Source organism: Amycolatopsis thermophila, from assembly GCF_030814215.1.
In the GTDB taxonomy this organism is placed as follows: Bacteria; Actinomycetota; Actinomycetes; order Mycobacteriales; family Pseudonocardiaceae; genus Amycolatopsis_E; species Amycolatopsis_E thermophila.
Genome location: NZ_JAUSUT010000001.1, coordinates 4,950,476 through 4,966,928 on the forward strand (window position 1 = coordinate 4,950,476; position 16,453 = coordinate 4,966,928).

At 71.6% G+C, this 16,453-nt stretch carries 12 protein-coding genes; 9 read left to right on the plus strand and 3 right to left on the minus strand.

What is annotated here, in order from left to right; all coding sequences use genetic code 11:
- The first annotated feature begins 48 nt into the window (after positions 1-48).
- The 5 genes from FB470_RS24260 to FB470_RS24280 all read left to right on the plus strand — a co-directional run bounded on the left by FB470_RS24260 (position 49) and on the right by FB470_RS24280 (position 5,156).
- On the plus strand, positions 49-723 hold the full coding sequence (locus FB470_RS24260) for an alpha/beta hydrolase (protein WP_306995117.1): 675 nt from the start codon (positions 49-51) through the stop codon (positions 721-723).
- A 165-nt stretch (positions 724-888) separates the two neighbouring features.
- Positions 889-1,974: an LCP family protein gene (locus FB470_RS24265; protein WP_306995118.1), complete on the plus strand. Its 1,086-nt coding sequence runs from the start codon at positions 889-891 to the stop codon at positions 1,972-1,974.
- A 51-nt stretch (positions 1,975-2,025) separates the two neighbouring features.
- Complete coding sequence (locus FB470_RS24270; RefSeq protein ID WP_306995120.1) at positions 2,026-2,565, plus strand: GNAT family N-acetyltransferase; 540 nt, start codon at positions 2,026-2,028, stop codon at positions 2,563-2,565.
- 303 nt (positions 2,566-2,868) lie between these two features.
- Positions 2,869-4,704, plus strand: coding sequence for a diguanylate cyclase domain-containing protein (locus FB470_RS24275; RefSeq protein WP_370876696.1), 1,836 nt, complete (start codon positions 2,869-2,871; stop codon positions 4,702-4,704).
- Positions 4,701-5,156, plus strand: a complete 456-nt coding sequence (locus FB470_RS24280; RefSeq protein WP_306995123.1) for a peroxiredoxin — start codon at positions 4,701-4,703, stop codon at positions 5,154-5,156. Before FB470_RS24275 ends, FB470_RS24280 begins: the two co-directional genes overlap by 4 nt.
- Before the next feature lie 413 nt (positions 5,157-5,569).
- Here the strand turns inward: FB470_RS24280 and FB470_RS24285 are convergent, their stop codons facing one another.
- The 3 genes from FB470_RS24285 to FB470_RS24295 all read right to left on the minus strand — a co-directional run bounded on the left by FB470_RS24285 (position 5,570) and on the right by FB470_RS24295 (position 10,940).
- Positions 5,570-7,012, minus strand: coding sequence for a cytochrome P450 (locus tag FB470_RS24285; protein ID WP_306995125.1), 1,443 nt, complete (start codon positions 7,010-7,012; stop codon positions 5,570-5,572).
- Between the two features lie 71 nt (positions 7,013-7,083).
- The gene (locus FB470_RS24290; protein ID WP_306995127.1) at positions 7,084-8,154 is read right to left on the minus strand and encodes a ribonucleotide-diphosphate reductase subunit beta; all 1,071 of its coding nucleotides are present in this window, start codon (positions 8,152-8,154) and stop codon (positions 7,084-7,086) included.
- Positions 8,151-10,940: a ribonucleoside-diphosphate reductase subunit alpha gene (locus FB470_RS24295; RefSeq protein WP_306995129.1), complete on the minus strand. Its 2,790-nt coding sequence runs from the start codon at positions 10,938-10,940 to the stop codon at positions 8,151-8,153. Before FB470_RS24295 ends, FB470_RS24290 begins: the two co-directional genes overlap by 4 nt.
- A 298-nt stretch (positions 10,941-11,238) precedes the next feature.
- Between FB470_RS24295 and FB470_RS24300 the strand changes: the two genes are divergently transcribed.
- From FB470_RS24300 to FB470_RS24315, 4 genes are read left to right on the plus strand one after another with little or no spacing between them, the layout of a single operon-like run.
- A complete protein-coding gene (locus FB470_RS24300) occupies positions 11,239-12,021 on the plus strand; it encodes a TIGR03084 family metal-binding protein (RefSeq protein ID WP_306995131.1) in 783 nt (260 codons plus the stop codon).
- Positions 12,018-13,712: an acyclic terpene utilization AtuA family protein gene (locus FB470_RS24305; RefSeq protein WP_306995132.1), complete on the plus strand. Its 1,695-nt coding sequence runs from the start codon at positions 12,018-12,020 to the stop codon at positions 13,710-13,712. Before FB470_RS24300 ends, FB470_RS24305 begins: the two co-directional genes overlap by 4 nt.
- Positions 13,709-14,857 (plus strand): acyl-CoA dehydrogenase family protein, encoded by a 1,149-nt coding sequence (locus tag FB470_RS24310; RefSeq protein ID WP_306995134.1) that lies wholly within the window; start codon positions 13,709-13,711, stop codon positions 14,855-14,857. The genes FB470_RS24305 and FB470_RS24310 overlap by 4 nt, the downstream gene beginning before the upstream one ends.
- Positions 14,854-16,452 (plus strand): acyl-CoA carboxylase subunit beta, encoded by a 1,599-nt coding sequence (locus tag FB470_RS24315; RefSeq protein ID WP_306995135.1) that lies wholly within the window; start codon positions 14,854-14,856, stop codon positions 16,450-16,452. The genes FB470_RS24310 and FB470_RS24315 overlap by 4 nt, the downstream gene beginning before the upstream one ends.
- Position 16,453: the final 1 nt, after the last annotated feature.

The window sequence follows — 16,453 nt, forward strand, 5'->3', positions numbered from 1 at the left end:
GCGCGTGGTCGGCGGAAGATTCCTCCCGGGCGCGGCGTTGGCCCAGGTGTGGGTGATCCCGTGCTGACGACCTGGCGGGCCCGTGGACCGGTGCGGGCCGTGGTGCTCGTGCTGCACGGCGGCGCCGAGAACGGCCTGCACCTGGTGCGGCCCTGGGGGGCGGCATACCTGCGGATGGTGCCGCTGGCGCGGACGATGCTGCGTGCCGGTGGCCCGCACGGCGTCGAGGTGCGGCTGCTGCGCAACCGGGTCCGCGGCTGGAACGAGCCGGAGCTGCACCCGGTCGCGGACGCGCGGTGGGCCCTGGAGCGCATCCGCGCCGAGCGGCCGGGGGTGCCGGTGTTCCTCGCCGGCCACTCGATGGGCGGCCGGGTCGCGCTGCGGGTGGCCGACGACCCGCAGGTCAAGGCCGTGCTGGCGCTGGCGCCGTGGACACCGCCCGGCGAGCCGGTCGAGCCGGTGACCGGCCGGACCGTGGTCATCGCGCACGGCACCCGGGACCGCATCACCCCGCCCGGCGAGTCGTTCGCCTACGCGCGGCGCGCCCAGGCCGTCGCGGAGCGTGTGGTGCGCATCGAGGTCATGTCGGAGGGGCACGCGATGCTGTTCCGGCCGGCGGTGTGGAACCGGCTGGCGCGCGAGTTCGCCCTGGATGCGGCGGGTGTGGCGCCGCTCACGGCCTGGTCCGCCGCTCCTCACCAGCGGCTTCGCCTTCCCGGGTAGGTCTGCGCAACCCTTTCGGGGTGCTGCACGTCCTGAATCGAGAGGTTTGCGGTTCACTAGGGGCGTCCTAGGGCCGGTCGATCGGGGAACGGTGATGGCGTGACGAACCAGGGCGGCTACCCACCACGGGCCCCGCGCGGGCCACGACAGCATCAGGCCGCGCAGATGATGCCCGTGCCCGGCCGCGAGGGTGCCTACCGGCAGCCCCCGCCCCGCCGTCCCGGACCGCCGCCGACGCGGGCCATGCCCGCCCGCGGGGACATCCCGCCGTCGGCGCCGCCGCGCACGCGCCGCCGCCGGTTCGGGCCCGGCAAGATCCTGCTCACGCTGCTGTCGGTGGTCGTGCTGTTCCTCGCCGGCGTGTGGGTGTACCTCGAGTTCTCGATCAACCGCGTCGCCGCGCTGGAGGACTACGCGGGCCGCCCGGCCGCGGCGTCGGGCACGAACTGGCTCATCGTCGGCTCGGACAGCCGCGAGGGGCTCACCGCCGACGACGAGAAGCGGCTGGTCACCGGTGACGTCGAGGCCGCGGGTGGCGGCCAGCGCACCGACACCATGATGATCGCCCACCTGCCCGACAACGACACGAAGCCGACGCTGGTGAGCCTGCCGCGCGACTCCGAGGTGGCCATCCCCGGCCACGGCACCAACAAGATCAACGCCGCGTTCTCGATGGGCGGCGCGCCGCTGCTGGTCAAGACCGTCGAGCAGGCCACCGGGCTGCGCATCGACCACTACGCCGAGATCGGGTTCGGCGGGTTCGCCAACATCGTCGACGCGATCGGCGGCGTGGACATGTGTGTCGACAAGGAGATGCGCGACACGGTCACCGGCATCACGATCCCCGCCGGGTGCCAGGAGCTCGACGGTGCGCAGGCACTCGGGTTCGTCCGGATGCGGCACAGCGACGCCACCCCGCGCTCCGACCTGGACCGGGTGGAGAACCAGCGCAAGTTCATCGGCGCGCTGGTCAGCCAGATCGCCAGCGCCGGCACGCTGCTCAACCCGTTCCACGTGTTCCCGTTGCTGGGTGCCGCGCCGGACGCGCTGACCATCGACGAAGGCGACCACCTGCACAACCTGGTCGGCCTGGCGTGGGCGATGCGCGGGATCTCCTCCGACGGCGTGCTGTCCACGACCGTGCCGGTCACCTCCGCGTCGGCCGAGCACTGGGACAAGACGAAGTCGAAGCAGCTGTTCGAGGCGCTGCGCAACGACACGGCGGTGCCCGAGAGCGCGATCATGACGTAGGTGCGCGGAAACTCCCGTGCGGCGCCCGCCAGTGGCGGGGATGATCGGGGGATGCAGATCCCTGCGGAAAGCCTGTCGGACGGGGTGATCCTGCTTCGCCGGTGGTGGGCCGGCGACGCCGAGGCCTTGCACCGCCTCGTGAACGACTCGCTGGACCACCTCGCGCCGTGGATGCCGTGGGCGGTCGACGGCTACACCGAGCGGGACGCGCGCGAGTTCCTGATGCTGACGCGGGAGAGCTGGCTCGCCGCGGAGACCTTCGACTACGCCATCGTCGCGCCGGACGGGGCGATCGCCGGCAGTTGCGGTCTGATGGCGCGGATCGGCCGCGGCGGACTGGAGATCGGTTACTGGCTGGCCAAGCCCTACACCGGCCAGGGCTGGGCCACGCGCGCGGCGCGGCTGCTGGCCACCGAGGCGTTCCGGGTCGGCGCCAACCGCGTCGAGATCGTGCACGACATCGGCAACCACCGCAGCGGCGCGGTCCCGGCCCGGCTGGGCTTCACGCGGATCGACGAGCGCCCGACCCAGCTCCCGGGCGGCACCGCGGCCACCGGACGGGTCGCCGTGTGGCGGTTGACGGCGCCCTGAAACCGGCCCGGGCGACAACCACTCCGCGTGGTACCGCAGGCCACCGAAGCACCGTTCGGACGCGGCTGATCTGTTGACCGCGCCCGGACGCGGTAGCCGAAAAGATCACCAGCAGTGACGACATCTACACTGATCATCACACGTTCGGCCGGTAGACAGCGCTGACCGGGCGTGGTGGCGTGGCATGACTCCGGGACGGATCCGGCCCGGGGCGGGTCTGTCGGCTCCCGGACCGGGGCTGACCAGGCCCTTGTCGTTCTCCGGAAGAGGTGGAGCGTGTCGGAACCTGGTCCCGCACCAGGGTTGGCGGACGTGGCCCGGCAGTGGGCCGCGCGGTTGGCTGACACGGACGGAGTATCACTTACCCCGGACGAGCTCGAACGGGTCCTGCTCGACGTCGCCCGCGACGCCGTCGCCGAGGCCGACGCCGCCCGGGACGCGGCGATCCGCCGGTTCACCACGCTGTACGCGAGCGCGCCCATCGGCATCGCGATGGCCGGGCCCGACGGCAGGGTCGTCGAGGTCAACAAGCAGCTCGGCACGTTCCTCGGCCAGCGTCCGGACCGGCTGACCGGCCGCCGCCTCACCGAGCTGGGCTTCGCCGACCGCGACTGCGACAAGCTCGCCGCGGGTCTGGCCGAGCTCGCCGAGACCGACCTCGAGGAGTTCAAGGCCCGCGTCCAGCTCGCCCACGCCGACGACGCCGGCGTGTGGGCCGACATCGTCCTCGCGCGCCTGCCCGGCGACCGGCCCGGCGCGTTCTACCCGGTGCTGATGGCGGCCGACGCGAACGAGGTCCACACGCTGCAGGAAACCCTGCGCCACCAGAGCATCCACGACTCGCTCACCGGCCTGTCCAACGCCTCCCGCTTCCACACCCTGCTGGAGACGGCGCTGGGCCCGTCCGCCTCCGGGCAGGTCGCGCTCATCTACCTCGACCTGGACGGGTTCAAGGTCGTCAACGACGGCCTCGGCGCCGGAGCGGGCGACCAGGTGCTGCGCGGCGTCGCCCGCAAGCTCAAGGAGGCCTTCACCGACCACGACGCGCTCGTGGCGCGCCTGTCCGGTGACGGGTTCGCCGTCCTGCTGCGCGGCGAGTTCACCGCGTCCCAGGTGATCACGCTCGTCGAAGGGGCGATGGAGGACCTGGCCGAACCCATCTACATCGACGAGCACGGGGTCGGGGTGAGCGCCAGCGTCGGGATCGTGGTGCGCGACGTGCGCGACGGCAGCGTCGAGGACATCCAGCGGGCGGCCGAAATCGCCCTGCACCGCGCCAAGGAGTCCGGCAAGGCGCAGTGGATGCTGTTCGACCCGGAGCTCGACGCGCGCGACCGGGCCCGCTACCGGCTCGGCGCGGAGATCGCCGGTGCGCTGGAGAACGGCCAGTTCGAGCTGACCTACCAGCCCACGGTGAAGCTGGCCGAACCGGACGAGATCGCGGCCGTCAACGCCGGGTTGCGCTGGCGGCACCCCGAGTTCGGCGACCTGCCCGCCGACGAGTTCTACCCGCTGGCCGACACGACCGGGATGACGATCCCGCTCGGCAAGTGGCTGCCGACCGAGTCGCTGCGGGCGACGGCGCGCTGGCGGGACCGCTACGGCGAGGCCGCGCCGGACGTGTGCATCCGGTTGCCGAAGCGGCTCGCGATCGAGCCCGACCTGGTGGCGATGGTCAAGGAGGAGCTGGACCGCAACGAGCTGCCGGCGAAGGCGCTGCGGTTGTGCACGGACAGCTCGTCGCTGCTCGACCCGCGCGGCGAGGTGCTGGACTCGCTCACCGTGCTGGCCGACCTGGGGGCGAAGCTGGTCCTGACGGTGCAGGGGTCGGCCGATCTCGAGCTGATCCCGCAGCACCAGCTGGCGGTGCAGCACGTGATCCTGTCCGGCCCGGTGGTCGACGCCCTGGCCGACGGTGAGCCGGAGACCGCGGTGCGGCACCTCGAGCAGCTGGTGGCGCGGGCGCGTGAACTGAAGCTGCGGATCGGCGCCGAGGGTGTGCGCAGCGCCGAGCACGCCGCGCGGCTGCGGCGGCACGGTGTGATCGCCGCCCGGGGCGCCTTCGTGGCGGAGACCGCGACCGGCGACCAGGTGGACCAGCTGATCGAGCAGCACACCGGCGCGGAGGTGCCGCGGTGAAGGCGGGGGACCGGGCGCCCGGCTTCACCCTGCCCGACGAGCGTGGTGAACCGCGGTCGCTGTCGGAGTTCCTGACGTCGGGGCCGGTGGTGCTGTTCTTCTACCCGGCGGCGATGACGCCCGGCTGCACCGCGGAGAGCTGCCACTTCCGCGATCTGGCGAAGGAGTTCGCCGACGTCGGCGCGCAGCGGGTCGGGATCAGCCCGGACCCGGTGGCGCGGCAGCAGGAGTTCTCGGCGCGGCACGGGTTCGACTTCCCGCTGCTGTCGGATGCGGAGGGGACGGTCGCACGGTCGTTCGGCGTCCGCCGCTCGTTCGGCCCGCTGCTGACGAAACGCCAGACGTTCGTCATCGACACCGACGGCCGTGTGCTCGAGGTGATCAAGAGCGAGCTGCGGATGGCCGTGCACGCGGACAGGGCGCTGGCCGCGCTGCGGGCGCGCCGCCACTGACGCAGCGCCCGCTGGGCTCGGGGCGGCTCCGCGGGGAGCAGCGGCTCGCCTGTGCCGGAGGTGGACCGTCGGAGCGCGGGGCACTGCAGCGTGGCCGGCAGCGCCGCGAGCGTGGCTGGTGATGCTGCGGTGCGCGCTGCCACTGACGGACACCTCGCCGGGGCTCCGGCCGGCTCCCCCGGGCAGCAGCGGCCGGGCATGCGCGTGTCCCCGGGGCGTCACGTGTTGCCGCCGGCATGTCGGACGGCGGCAGTGCCGGGACCGCCCGCACGGAGGTGGAGTGTGCGCTGGCAGCGCCACGTGCCGTCGGTGCAGTGCCGGCGGGCCACTGACGCAGCGCCCGCTGGGGCTCGGGCTGGCAGGCCCGGCACCACCGTGGCGCGGCAGGTCAGGTGACCGCGCGCCCCGCCCCGTCACCGCAGCCGCTGCAGGCGGACCGGCAGGCCGTCCACCGGGACGGGCAGGGAGACGTAGTCCCACTTGATGCGGTACCCCTCGGGCACCGACCAGCGGTACGTGCGCAGCATTTCGTGCAGCAGGAGCTTCACTTCGTTGTTCCCGAAGTGCATCCCGATGCACTTGTGCGCCCCGCCGCCGAAGGGCATCCACGCGAACCGGTGCGACTTGTCCTCCCGGCGGCCCTCCGCGAAGCGCTCCGGGTCGAACGCGCGCGGGTTCGACCAGTGATCCGGCGAATAGTGGTTCGTGTTGGGGGAGACGCTGCACATCGTCCCGGCCGGGATGTAGTGCCCCAGCACCTCCGTGTCCTTCACCGTCATCCGCGGCAGCGACGGCACCGGCGCGGTCAGCCGCAGCGACTCCTTGATCACCAGGTCCAGTGTCGGCAACGACTCCAGCGCCTCGAGATCCGGCAGCTCCGCACCCAGGGCGAGCGATTCCGAGCGCGCCCGTTCCTGCCACTCGGGGTGCTTGGCCAGGTGGTAGGCGACCGCGGAACTGGTGATCGTCGCCGTGTCGTGCGCCGCCATCATCAGGAAGATCATGTGGTTGATCACGTCGTCGTCGGTGAACTCGGCCCCGTCGTCGCCCCGCGCGTGGCACAGCGCCGAGAACAGGTCGGCGCCCTCGCTGCGGCGCTTCGACGGCAGCTTCTCCGCGAAGTACCGCTCCAGCACCCGCCGCCCGTGCAGGCCCGCCGCCCAGCGGCCACCGGGCACCGGCATCCGCACCAGCGCCGTCGCCGCGCGCACGGTGCCCACGAACGCCCGGTTGACCGCCTCCGCGTCCTCGCCCGGCGGCATGTCCATGAACACCCGCGACGCGACGTCGAGCGTGAGCCGCTTCAGCAGCCAGTACAGCCGCGGCCGGTCACCGCCCCACGCCGCGACACCGTCCCGCAGCACCGGCGCCGCCTGCCGCATGTAGCCGGCGAGCTTGTCCCGCGTGAACGCCTCCTGCATGATCCGCCGGTGCAGGTGGTGCTCCTCGAAGTCGAGCAGCATCAGCCCGCGGTGGAAGAACCGCTCGATGAAGAACTTCCAGCCCTCCTGGGAGAACGCCTTGTCCTTGTTCACCAGCGCGGCCTGGGTGGCGTCCGGGCCGGCCAGCACCACGATCCGCTGCCCGAACGCCCCCATCCACGACACCGGCCCGTACTTGGCGAACCGGTGCAGCGCGAAGTCCAGCCCGAACCGCATCGACTCGATGGCGTGCCCGACCACGGGCGCACCCGCGTCGCCGATGACCGGCGCCAGCCCGCTGCCCGCGGGCGGTGCGGCGAGCTCCCGCACCGGCCACCGCTGGTCCAGCAGCCGCCGGTCGACGGCACGGGGGAGGGGGATGGCGGTCAGGGGTGGAACGCGTTCCCGGAACGCCCTGCCGACGGCACTGGTCACGATCGCGCCTCCTTGCGGACAAACGTGTGATCACCACCGTCCCGCACCACCCCCGCCCCCGGCAAGGGGATTCAGTCCCACTCCAGTGAGCCGCCGGTCTGGTACTCGGTCACCCGGGTCTCGAAGAAGTTCTTCTCCTTGCGCAGGTCGATCGCCTCCGACATCCACGGGAACGGGTTCTCGTTCTCGCCGAAGATCGGGGCCAGCCCGATCTGCTGGGCCCGCCGGTCGGTGATGAAGCGCAGGTACTGCTCGCACAGCGCCGCCGACAGCCCGAGCATCCCGCGCGGCAGGGTGTCGCGCGCGTAGGCGACCTCCAGCTCGCACGCCTCGGTGAGCATCGTGCGCACCTCGGCCTGGAACCGCGGCGACCACAGGTGCGGGTTCTCGATCTTGATCTGGTTGATGCAGTCGATGCCGAAGTTCAGGTGGATCGACTCGTCGCGCAGGATGTACTGGAACTGCTCGGCGATGCCGACCATCTTGTTGCGCCGCCCGAGCGACAGGATCTGCGCGAACCCGGTGTAGAACCACATCCCCTCGAACACCACGTAGAAGGCCACCAGGTCGCGCAGGAAGTCCTGGTCGGCCGACGCGGTGCCGGTGGCGAAGTCCGGGTTCTCCAGGTTGCGCGTGTAGCGCAACGCCCACGCGTCCTTGTCGGTGATCGACGGGACCTCGCGGTAGGCGTTGAACAGCTCACCCTCGTCCAGGCCCAGGCTCTCGCAGATGTACTGGAACGTGTGGGTGTGCACGGCCTCCTCGAACGCCTGGCGCAGCAGGTACTGGCGGCACTCCGGGTTGGTGATCTGCCGGTACACCGCGAGCACCAGGTTGTTGGCGACCAGCGACTCGGCGGTGGCGAAGAAGCCCAGGTTGCGCTTGACCATGCGGCGCTCGTCCTCGGTCAGCCCGTTCGGCGACTTCCACAGCGCGATGTCGGCCTGCATGGCGACCTCGGTCGGCATCCAGTGGTTGGTGCAGCCGGCCAGGTACTTCTCCCACGCCCAGTGGTACTTCAGCGGCAGCAGCTGGTTGACGTCGGCGCGGGCGTTGATCATCGCCTTGTCGTCGACGCTGACCCGGTCGGCGCCGCGGCTGATCGCGCCCAGCCCGGTCGCGTCGGTGTCGATGGTGCTCACTGGCAGGCCTCGCAATCGGGGTCGTCGATCCGGCAGGCGGCGAACTCCGGTTCGGGCACCGACGGCGCGGACGGGACCGAGGGCACCGCGTTGAGCTTGCCGTCGGTGCCGCGCAGCGTGCTCTTCTCGACGCTGGTCGCCGCCTGCGCGCGCAGGTAGTAGGTGGTCTTCAGGCCCTTGTGCCAGGCGTAGCGGTACAGCTCGTCCAGCTTGCGGCCGCTGGGCGCGGCGAGGTAGAGGTTGAGCGACTGGGCCTGGTCGATCCACTTCTGCCGCCGTGACGCGGCGTCGACCAGCCACTTGCTGTCGATCTCGAAAGCGGTGGCGTAGAGCCGCTTGAGGTCGGCGGGCACCCGGTCGATGTGCGCGAGGCTGCCGTCGAAGTACTTCAGGTCGGCCACCATGACCTCGTCCCACAACCCGCGCTCCTTCAGCGCCGCGACCAGGTGCGGGTTGACCACGGTGAAGTCGCCCGACATGTTCGACTTGACGTAGAGGTTCTGGAACAGCGGCTCGATCGACTGCCCGACACCGCAGATGTTGGAGATCGTCGCGGTCGGCGCGATCGCCATGACGTTGGAGTTGCGCATGCCGCCGCGCACCCGCTCGCGCAGCGCGCCCCAGTCCAGGGTGGACGAGTGGTCGACGTCGAGCGCGTCGCCCTGGCGCGCGTCGGCCAGCAGCTCCAGCGAGTCGATCGGCAGCACGCCCTGGCTCCACAGCGAGCCCGCGAACGACTCGTAGGCGCCCCGCTCCCGCGCCAGCTGAGCCGACGCGTCGATCGCGTAGTAGCTCAGGTGCTCCATGCTGCGGTCGGCGAACTCGACCGCCTCGGGGCTGTCGACCGGCAGGCCGAGGGTGAACAGGGCGTCCTGGTGACCCATCACGCCGAGCCCGACCGGCCGGTGCCGCAGGTTCGACCGGCGCGCCTCGGGGATCGTGTAGAAGTTGATGTCGACGACGTTGTCGAGCATCCGCACCGCGGTCCGCACGGTGCGCTCGAGCTTCGCCGTGTCCAGGCCGGCGGCGGTGACGTGCCGGGCCAGGTTCACCGAGCCGAGGTTGCACACGGCGACCTCGTCGGTGCTGGTGTTGAGCGTGATCTCGGTGCACAGGTTGGACGAGTGCACGACGCCGGCGTGCTGCTGCGGCGAGCGCAGGTTGCACGGGTCCTTGAACGTGATCCACGGGTGGCCGGTCTCGAACAGCATGGTCAGCATCCGCCGCCACAGCTCCACGGCGCGCACCCGGCGGAACACGCGGATCTCGCCGCGGTCGGCCGCGGCCTCGTACTCGCGGTAGCGCCGGGCGAACGCGGTGCCGTAGAGGTCGTGCAGGTCCGGGGTTTCGTCGGGGGAGAACAGCGTCCACTCGGCGTCGGCCTCGACGCGGCGCAGGAACTCGTCGGGCACCCAGTTGGCGGTGTTCATGTCGTGGGTGCGGCGCCGGTCGTCACCGGTGTTCTTGCGCAGGTCGAGGAACTCCTCGACGTCGATGTGCCAGGTCTCCAGGTAGGCGCACGCGGCGCCCTTGCGCTTGCCGCCCTGGTTCACCGCGACCGCGGTGTCGTTGGCGATCTTGAGGAACGGCACCACGCCCTGCGACTCGCCGTTGGTGCCCTTGATGTGGGCGCCGAGGCCGCGCACCGGCGTCCAGTCGTTGCCCAGGCCGCCCGAGTACTTCGCGAGCAGGGCGTTGTTCTTGTAGGACTGGAAGATCGCGTCGAGGCTGTCCTCGACCGTGGTCAGGAAGCACGACGACAGCTGCGCGCGGGTGGTGCCGGAGTTGAACAGCGTCGGCGTGGAGGCCATGAAGTCGAAGCTGGACAGCAGGTCGTAGAACTCCACAGCACGAGATTCCCTGTCGTCCTCGCGCAGGGCCAGTCCCATCGCCACGCGCAGGAAGAACGCCTGCGGCAGCTCGAACCGGGTGCCGCGCTCGTGCAGGAAGTACCGGTCGTAGAGGGTCTGCAGGCCGAGGAAGCCGAAGTCGAGGTCGCGTTCCGGGCGGATCGCGGCGGTGACCCGGTCGAGGTCGAACGTCGCCAGCTCGGGGTCGACCAGGTCGAGGTCGATGGCGCGGGCCAGGTAGTCGCGGAAGTAGCCGGAGTAGTCCAGCTCGGCCTGCGACGCCTGGCGCGGCTGACCGGCCAGGTGGCTCAGCGCCTCGGCGCGCAGCTTGTCCAGCAGCAGGCGGGCGGTGACCGCGGAGTAGTTCGGCTCGCGCTCGACGAGCGTGCGCGCGGCCATGATCAGGGCCAGGGCCAGTTCGCCGGCGCTCATCCCGTCGTAGAGGTTGCGCTCGGCCTCGGCGAGCACCGGCCCGGCCTCGACGTCCTCGATCCCGGCGACGGCCTCGCCGATCACGTGGGCGATGCGCTCCCGGTCGAGCGGGCGCAGTTCGCCGTCGGGGTGCCGGACGTGGATCGCCGCCGGTGGCGGGGCGGTTTCCCGGGCCTTGGCGTGTTCCTCGCGGTAGAGCACGTAGGCGCGCGCGACCTGGTGGTGACCGCCGCGCATCAGGGCCAGTTCCACGAGGTCCTGGATCTGCTCCAGGTGCACCGCGTCGCCGGTCGCGTGGCGCCGCAGCGAGGTCTCGACCTGCTCGGTCAGCTCGGCGACGACGTGGTGGACCCGCGAGGACGTGGCGGCCTCGTCACCCTCGACGGCGAGGAAGGCCTTGGTGAGCGCGACGGAGATCCGGCCGGCGTCGAAGGGCGACACCTCGCCGTCCCGGCGGATGACCCGCAGCGTGGCTGCCGGCGCCGGGGAGGTTTCCACAGACATGCATCACTCCGTTTTCGGGCGCGTTTCATCGGCACACCGGCCTGGGCGCCGGTGTGCTGGGTGGGCACGGCTTCGTACCGGACGGGCCCGCGCTCGCTTCCCCAGGCGCCGGGCCCTGCCGGTGATCGAAGACTACATCTTGGGGTCCGCCTGTCCAGTGACCCCAAGATGCGGGCGTGTCCGTGTCGTGTGTTAGCCACCCGGTCGAGCTACCGGGACCAAAACAATCAAGCGTGCTTGATTTTTCTGACCGGTGGTGCCAGGCTCGGCGCGAAGCGTGCGCGAGGAGGCGGATGGCGTGGCGGACCCCGGACCGATCCTGCGGGACCTGGCCGACGAGAGCCGGGAATTGGACGACCTGGTGACGGAGGCGAGGTGGTCGACCCCGACCCCCGCCGAGGGCTGGACGATCGCGCACCAGGTCGCGCACCTGGCCTGGACCGACGCCAAGGCGCTGATCGCGGTCCGCACCCCGGACGAGTTCCCGGACGAGGTGCAGCGCGCCCTGGCCGCGGGCGACGACTTCGTCGACCAGGGCGCGCGGGAACTGGCCCGCAAGCCACGGGAGGAGCTGCTCGCCCAATGGCGTGCCGGGCGCGAAGAGCTGGCCCGCGAGCTGGCCGCCGTGCCGCCGGGGCGGAAGCTGCCCTGGTACGGCCCGCCGATGAGCGCGGCGTCGATGGCCACGGCGCGCCTGATGGAGACCTGGGCCCACGCGCAGGACGTCTACGACGCGCTCGGGCTCCGCCGCGAACCGACGCGGCGGCTGTGGCAGATCGCGCGGTTCGGGGTGCGGACGCGGGACTTCGCGTTCGCCGTGCACGGACTCGCCGCGCCACCCGAGGAGTTCCGCGTCGAGCTGTCGGGTGTGGACGGTGCCGAGTGGACGTTCGGGCCGCCGGACGCCGCCCAGCGGGTCACCGGTTCCGCGCTCGGGTTCTGCCTGATCGTCACCCAGCGGCGACACCCGGCCGACACCGACGTCGTCGCCGCCGGGCCGGACGCCGAGAAGTGGCTGGAGATCGCGCAGGCCTTCGCCGGGCCGCCCGGGTCCGGCCGGAAGGCGGGGCAGTTCGCATGAGCGACGTGCTGCGCGTCGGCAACGCGTCCGGCTTCTACGGTGACCGGTTCTCCGCCGTGCGCGAGATGCTCACCGGCGGCCCGCTGGATGTGCTGACCGGCGACTACCTCGCCGAGCTGACCATGCTCATCCTCGGCCGCGACCGGCTCAAGGACCCCTGCCGCGGGTACGCCAAGACGTTCCTGCGCCAGATGGAGGAGAACCTGGCGCTGGCCAAGGACAAGGGCGTCAAGATCGTCACCAACGCAGGCGGCCTCAACCCGGCCGGGCTGGCCGACGCGATCCGGGAGCTGGCGAAGCGCCTGGGCCTGGACATCGCCGTCGCCCACGTCGAGGGCGACGACCTGCTGTCCCGAGTGGACGAACTGGGCCTGGGGAAACCGTTGACCGCCAACGCCTACCTCGGCGGCTGGGGCATCGCCGCGTGCCTGGAGCGCGGCGCGGACGTGGTCGTGACCGGGCGCGTCACCGACGCGTCGCTGGTCGTCGGCCCGGCCGCCGCGCACTTCGGCTGGGCCCGCGACGACTACGACGCCCTCGCCGGCGCCGTGGCCGCCGGGCACGTCATCGAGTGCGGCGCGCAGGCCACCGGCGGCAACTACGCGTTCTTCACCGAGCAGGACACCGGCACACCGGGCTTCCCCATCGCGGAGATCTCCGCCGACGGATCCAGCGTGATCACCAAGCACCCGGGCACCGGGGGTGCGGTGACCGCCGGCACCGTGATCGCCCAGCTGCTGTACGAGATCGCCGGCGCCCGGTACGCCGGACCGGACGTCACCGCCCGGTTCGACACCCTGACCCTGACCGAGGAGGGTCCGGACCGGGTGCGGATCTCCGGCACCCGCGGCGAGGCCCCGCCGTCCACGCTCAAGGTGTGCCTGAACACCCTGGGCGGCTTCCGCAACGAGACCACGTTCGTCCTCACCGGACTGGACGTCGACGCCAAGGCCGCGCTGGTGCGCGACCAGCTCGAGCAGGCGCTGAAGGACCGCCCGCCGGCCGAGATCCGCTGGACCCTGGCGCGCACCGACCACGAGGACGCCGACACCGAGCAGCGGGCCAGCGCCCTGCTGCACTGCGCCGTCAGGGACGCCGACCCCAAGGTGGCCGGGCGCGCGTTCAGCGGCGCGGCGATCGAACTGGCCCTGGCCAGCTACCCCGGCTTCCACGTCACCGCGCCACCCTCGGACGCCTCGCCCTACGGCGTCTACACCGCGTCGTACGTGGACGCCGCCGAGGTTCCGCACGTGGCCGTCCTGCCCGACGGCTCGCGGGTGGACATCGCGCCCGCGGCTGACACCCTCTCGCTGTCCGAAGTGGATGAACCGGAACTGCCGGAACCCTTGCCGGCCGGGCCGGCCCGGCGCGCGCCGCTCGGCACGATCCTCGGCGCCCGCAGCGGGGACAAGGGCGGCGACGCCAACCTGGGCGTGTGGGTGCGGTCGGACGAGGCGTGGCGGTGGCTCGCGCACCACCTCACGGTCGGGGAGTTCCAGCGGCTGCTGCCGGAGACCGCCGACCTCACCGTCCGCCGGTACGTGCTGCCGAACCTGCGCGCGCTCAACTTCGTCGTCGAAGGCCTGCTGGGCCAGGGCGTCGCGTCGCAGGCCCGGTTCGACCCGCAGGCCAAGGCGTTCGGCGAGTGGCTGCGCTCCCGGCACGCCGACATCCCGGAGGTGCTGTTGTGACCGACCCGTTCGCCACGCCGGAGCGGACCGCGCTGCGCAAGACCGTGCGCCGGTTCGTCGAGGCCGAGGTGCTGCCGCACCTGGACGAGTGGGAGCGCGCGGGTGAGCTGCCACGCGACCTGCACCGCAAGGCCGGCGAGATCGGCCTGCTCGGCGTGTCCTTCCCGGAGGCCGTCGGCGGCGGTGGCGGGGACTTCCTCGACGCGATGACCGTCACCGAGGAGATCCTCCACGCCGGCGGGTCCGGCGGCCTGATCGCGTCGCTGTTCACCAACGGCATCGCGCTGCCGCACCTGGTCACGGCCGGTGACCCGGAGCAGGTCGAGCGCTGGGTGCGCCCGACCATCGAGGGCCGTCTCATCGGGTCGCTCGCGATCACCGAGCCCGACGGCGGGTCCGACGTCGCCGGCATCCGCACCACGGCCCGCCGTGAGGGCGACCACTACGTCGTCAACGGCGCCAAGACCTACATCACCTCCGGCACCCGCGCCGACTTCGTCACCACCGCGGTGCGCACCGGCGGCCCGGGCGCCCACGGTGTGTCGCTGCTCGTCATCGAGCGGGACACGCCCGGCTTCACCGTGAGCCGCAAGCTGGAGAAGATGGGCTGGCACTGCTCGGACACCGCCGAGCTGTCCTTCGCCGACGCCCGCGTGCCCGTGTCCAACCTGGTGGGCGAGGAGAACACCGGGTTCATCCAGATCGCGACCCACTTCGTCACCGAGCGGCTCTCGCTCGCGGTGCAGGGGTACGCGACCGCGCAACGCGCGCTGGACCTCACCCTGCAGTGGTGCCGGCTGCGTGAGACGTTCGGCCGTCCGCTGATCTCCCGCCAGCTCGTGCAGCACAAGCTCGTGGACATGGCCCGCCGGATCGACCTGGCCCGCGTCTACACGCGGCACGTCGCGCAGCGCTTCGTGGCGGGCGAGGAGGTCATCGCGGAGGCGTGCTTCGCGAAGAACACCGCGGTCGAGGCGGCCGAATGGGTGGTGAACGAGGCCGTCCAGCTGCACGGTGGCCTGGGCTACCTGCGCGAGTCCGAAGTGGAACGGCACTACCGCGATGTCCGCATCCTCGGCATCGGTGGCGGCACCAACGAGATCCTGGCGGGTCTCGCGGCGAAGAGATTGGGGTACACGGCTTGAGCGTGATCCGGTCCACGGTGGACACCGCGAGCGCGGAGTTCGGGGCCAACCGGGAGGCGATGGAGGCCAAGCTCGCCGAGCTCGCGGCCGAGCACGCCAAGGCGATCGCGGGTGGCGGCGAGAAGTACGTCGAACGGCACCGCAAACGTGGCAAACTGCTCGCCCGCGAGCGGATCGAGCTGCTGCTCGACGAGGACTCGCCGTTCCTGGAACTCTCGCCGCTGGCCGCGTGGGGCACGAACTACCACGTCGGCGGCAGCGTGGTCACCGGCATCGGCGTCGTGGAGGGCGTCGAGTGCATGATCGTGGCCAACGACCCGACCGTGAAGGGCGGCGCGAGCAACCCCTCCAGCCTGAAGAAGGGCCTGCGCGCGGCCGAGATCGCGGCGGAGAACCGGCTGCCGACGATCAACCTCGTCGAGTCCGGTGGCGCGGACCTGCCCACGCAGAAGGAGATCTTCATCCCGGGCGGGCGCACGTTCCGCAACCTGACCACCTCCTCGGCGGCGCGCATCCCCACCGTCGCGCTCGTGTTCGGCAACTCCACGGCCGGCGGCGCCTACCTGCCGGGCATGTCCGACTACGTGGTGATGGTCAAGGAGCGGGCGAAGGTGTTCCTCGGCGGACCGCCGCTGGTCAAGATGGCCACCGGCGAGGAGTCCGACGACGAGTCGCTCGGCGGCGCCGAGATGCACGCCCGCACGTCCGGCCTGGCCGACTACCTCGCCCACGACGAGCAGGACGCGATCCGCATCGGCCGGAGCATCATCAAGCGGCTGAACTGGCACAAGCAGGGCCCGTCGCCGAAACCGGACTACACCGAGCCGGTGTTCGACGCCGAGGACCTGCTCGGCATCGTGCCGTCCGACCTGAAGGTCCCGTTCGACCCGCGCGAGGTGATCGCCCGCGTCGTCGACGGCTCCGACTTCGACGAGTTCAAGCCGCTCTACGGCACCAGCCTGGTGACCGGGTGGGCGAGCCTGCACGGCTACCCGATCGGCATCCTCGCCAACGCCCGGGGCGTGCTGTTCAGCGAGGAGTCGCAGAAGGCCACGCAGTTCATCCAGCTGGCCAACCAGAGCGACACGCCGCTGCTGTTCCTGCACAACACCACCGGTTACATGGTCGGCAAGGAGTACGAGCAGGGCGGCATCATCAAGCACGGCGCGATGATGATCAACGCGGTGTCCAACTCGAAGGTGCCGCACCTGTCCGTCCTCATGGGAGCGTCCTACGGTGCCGGGCACTACGGCATGTGCGGTCGCGCCTACGGGCCGCGGTTCCTGTTCGCCTGGCCCAGCGCCAAGTCCGCGGTGATGGGCCCCGCCCAGCTGGCCGGCGTGCTGTCGATCGTCGCTCGCCAGGCGGCCGCCGGGCGCGGGCAGCCTTACGACGAGGAGGGCGACGCCGCGATGCGCGCGATGGTCGAGCAGCAGATCGAGGCCGAGTCGATGCCGATGTTCCTGTCCGGCATGCTCTACGACGACGGCATCATCGACCCCCGCGACACCCGCACGGTGCTCGGCCTGTGCCTGTCCGCCATCCACAATGGACCGATCAGGGGCGCCGACGGCTTCGGCGTCTTCCGGATGTGAG

Excerpts from the sequence above, each read along its gene's own strand:
- FB470_RS24265 (WP_306995118.1), top strand. The coding sequence starts at position 889 with ATGATGCCCGTGCCCGGCCGCGAGGGTGCCTACCGGCAGCCCCCGCCC.
- FB470_RS24270 (WP_306995120.1), top strand. The coding sequence starts at position 2,026 with ATGCAGATCCCTGCGGAAAGCCTGTCGGACGGGGTGATCCTGCTTCGC.
- FB470_RS24295 (WP_306995129.1), bottom strand. The coding sequence starts at position 10,940 with ATGTCTGTGGAAACCTCCCCGGCGCCGGCAGCCACGCTGCGGGTCATC.
- FB470_RS24305 (WP_306995132.1), top strand. The coding sequence starts at position 12,018 with ATGAGCGACGTGCTGCGCGTCGGCAACGCGTCCGGCTTCTACGGTGAC.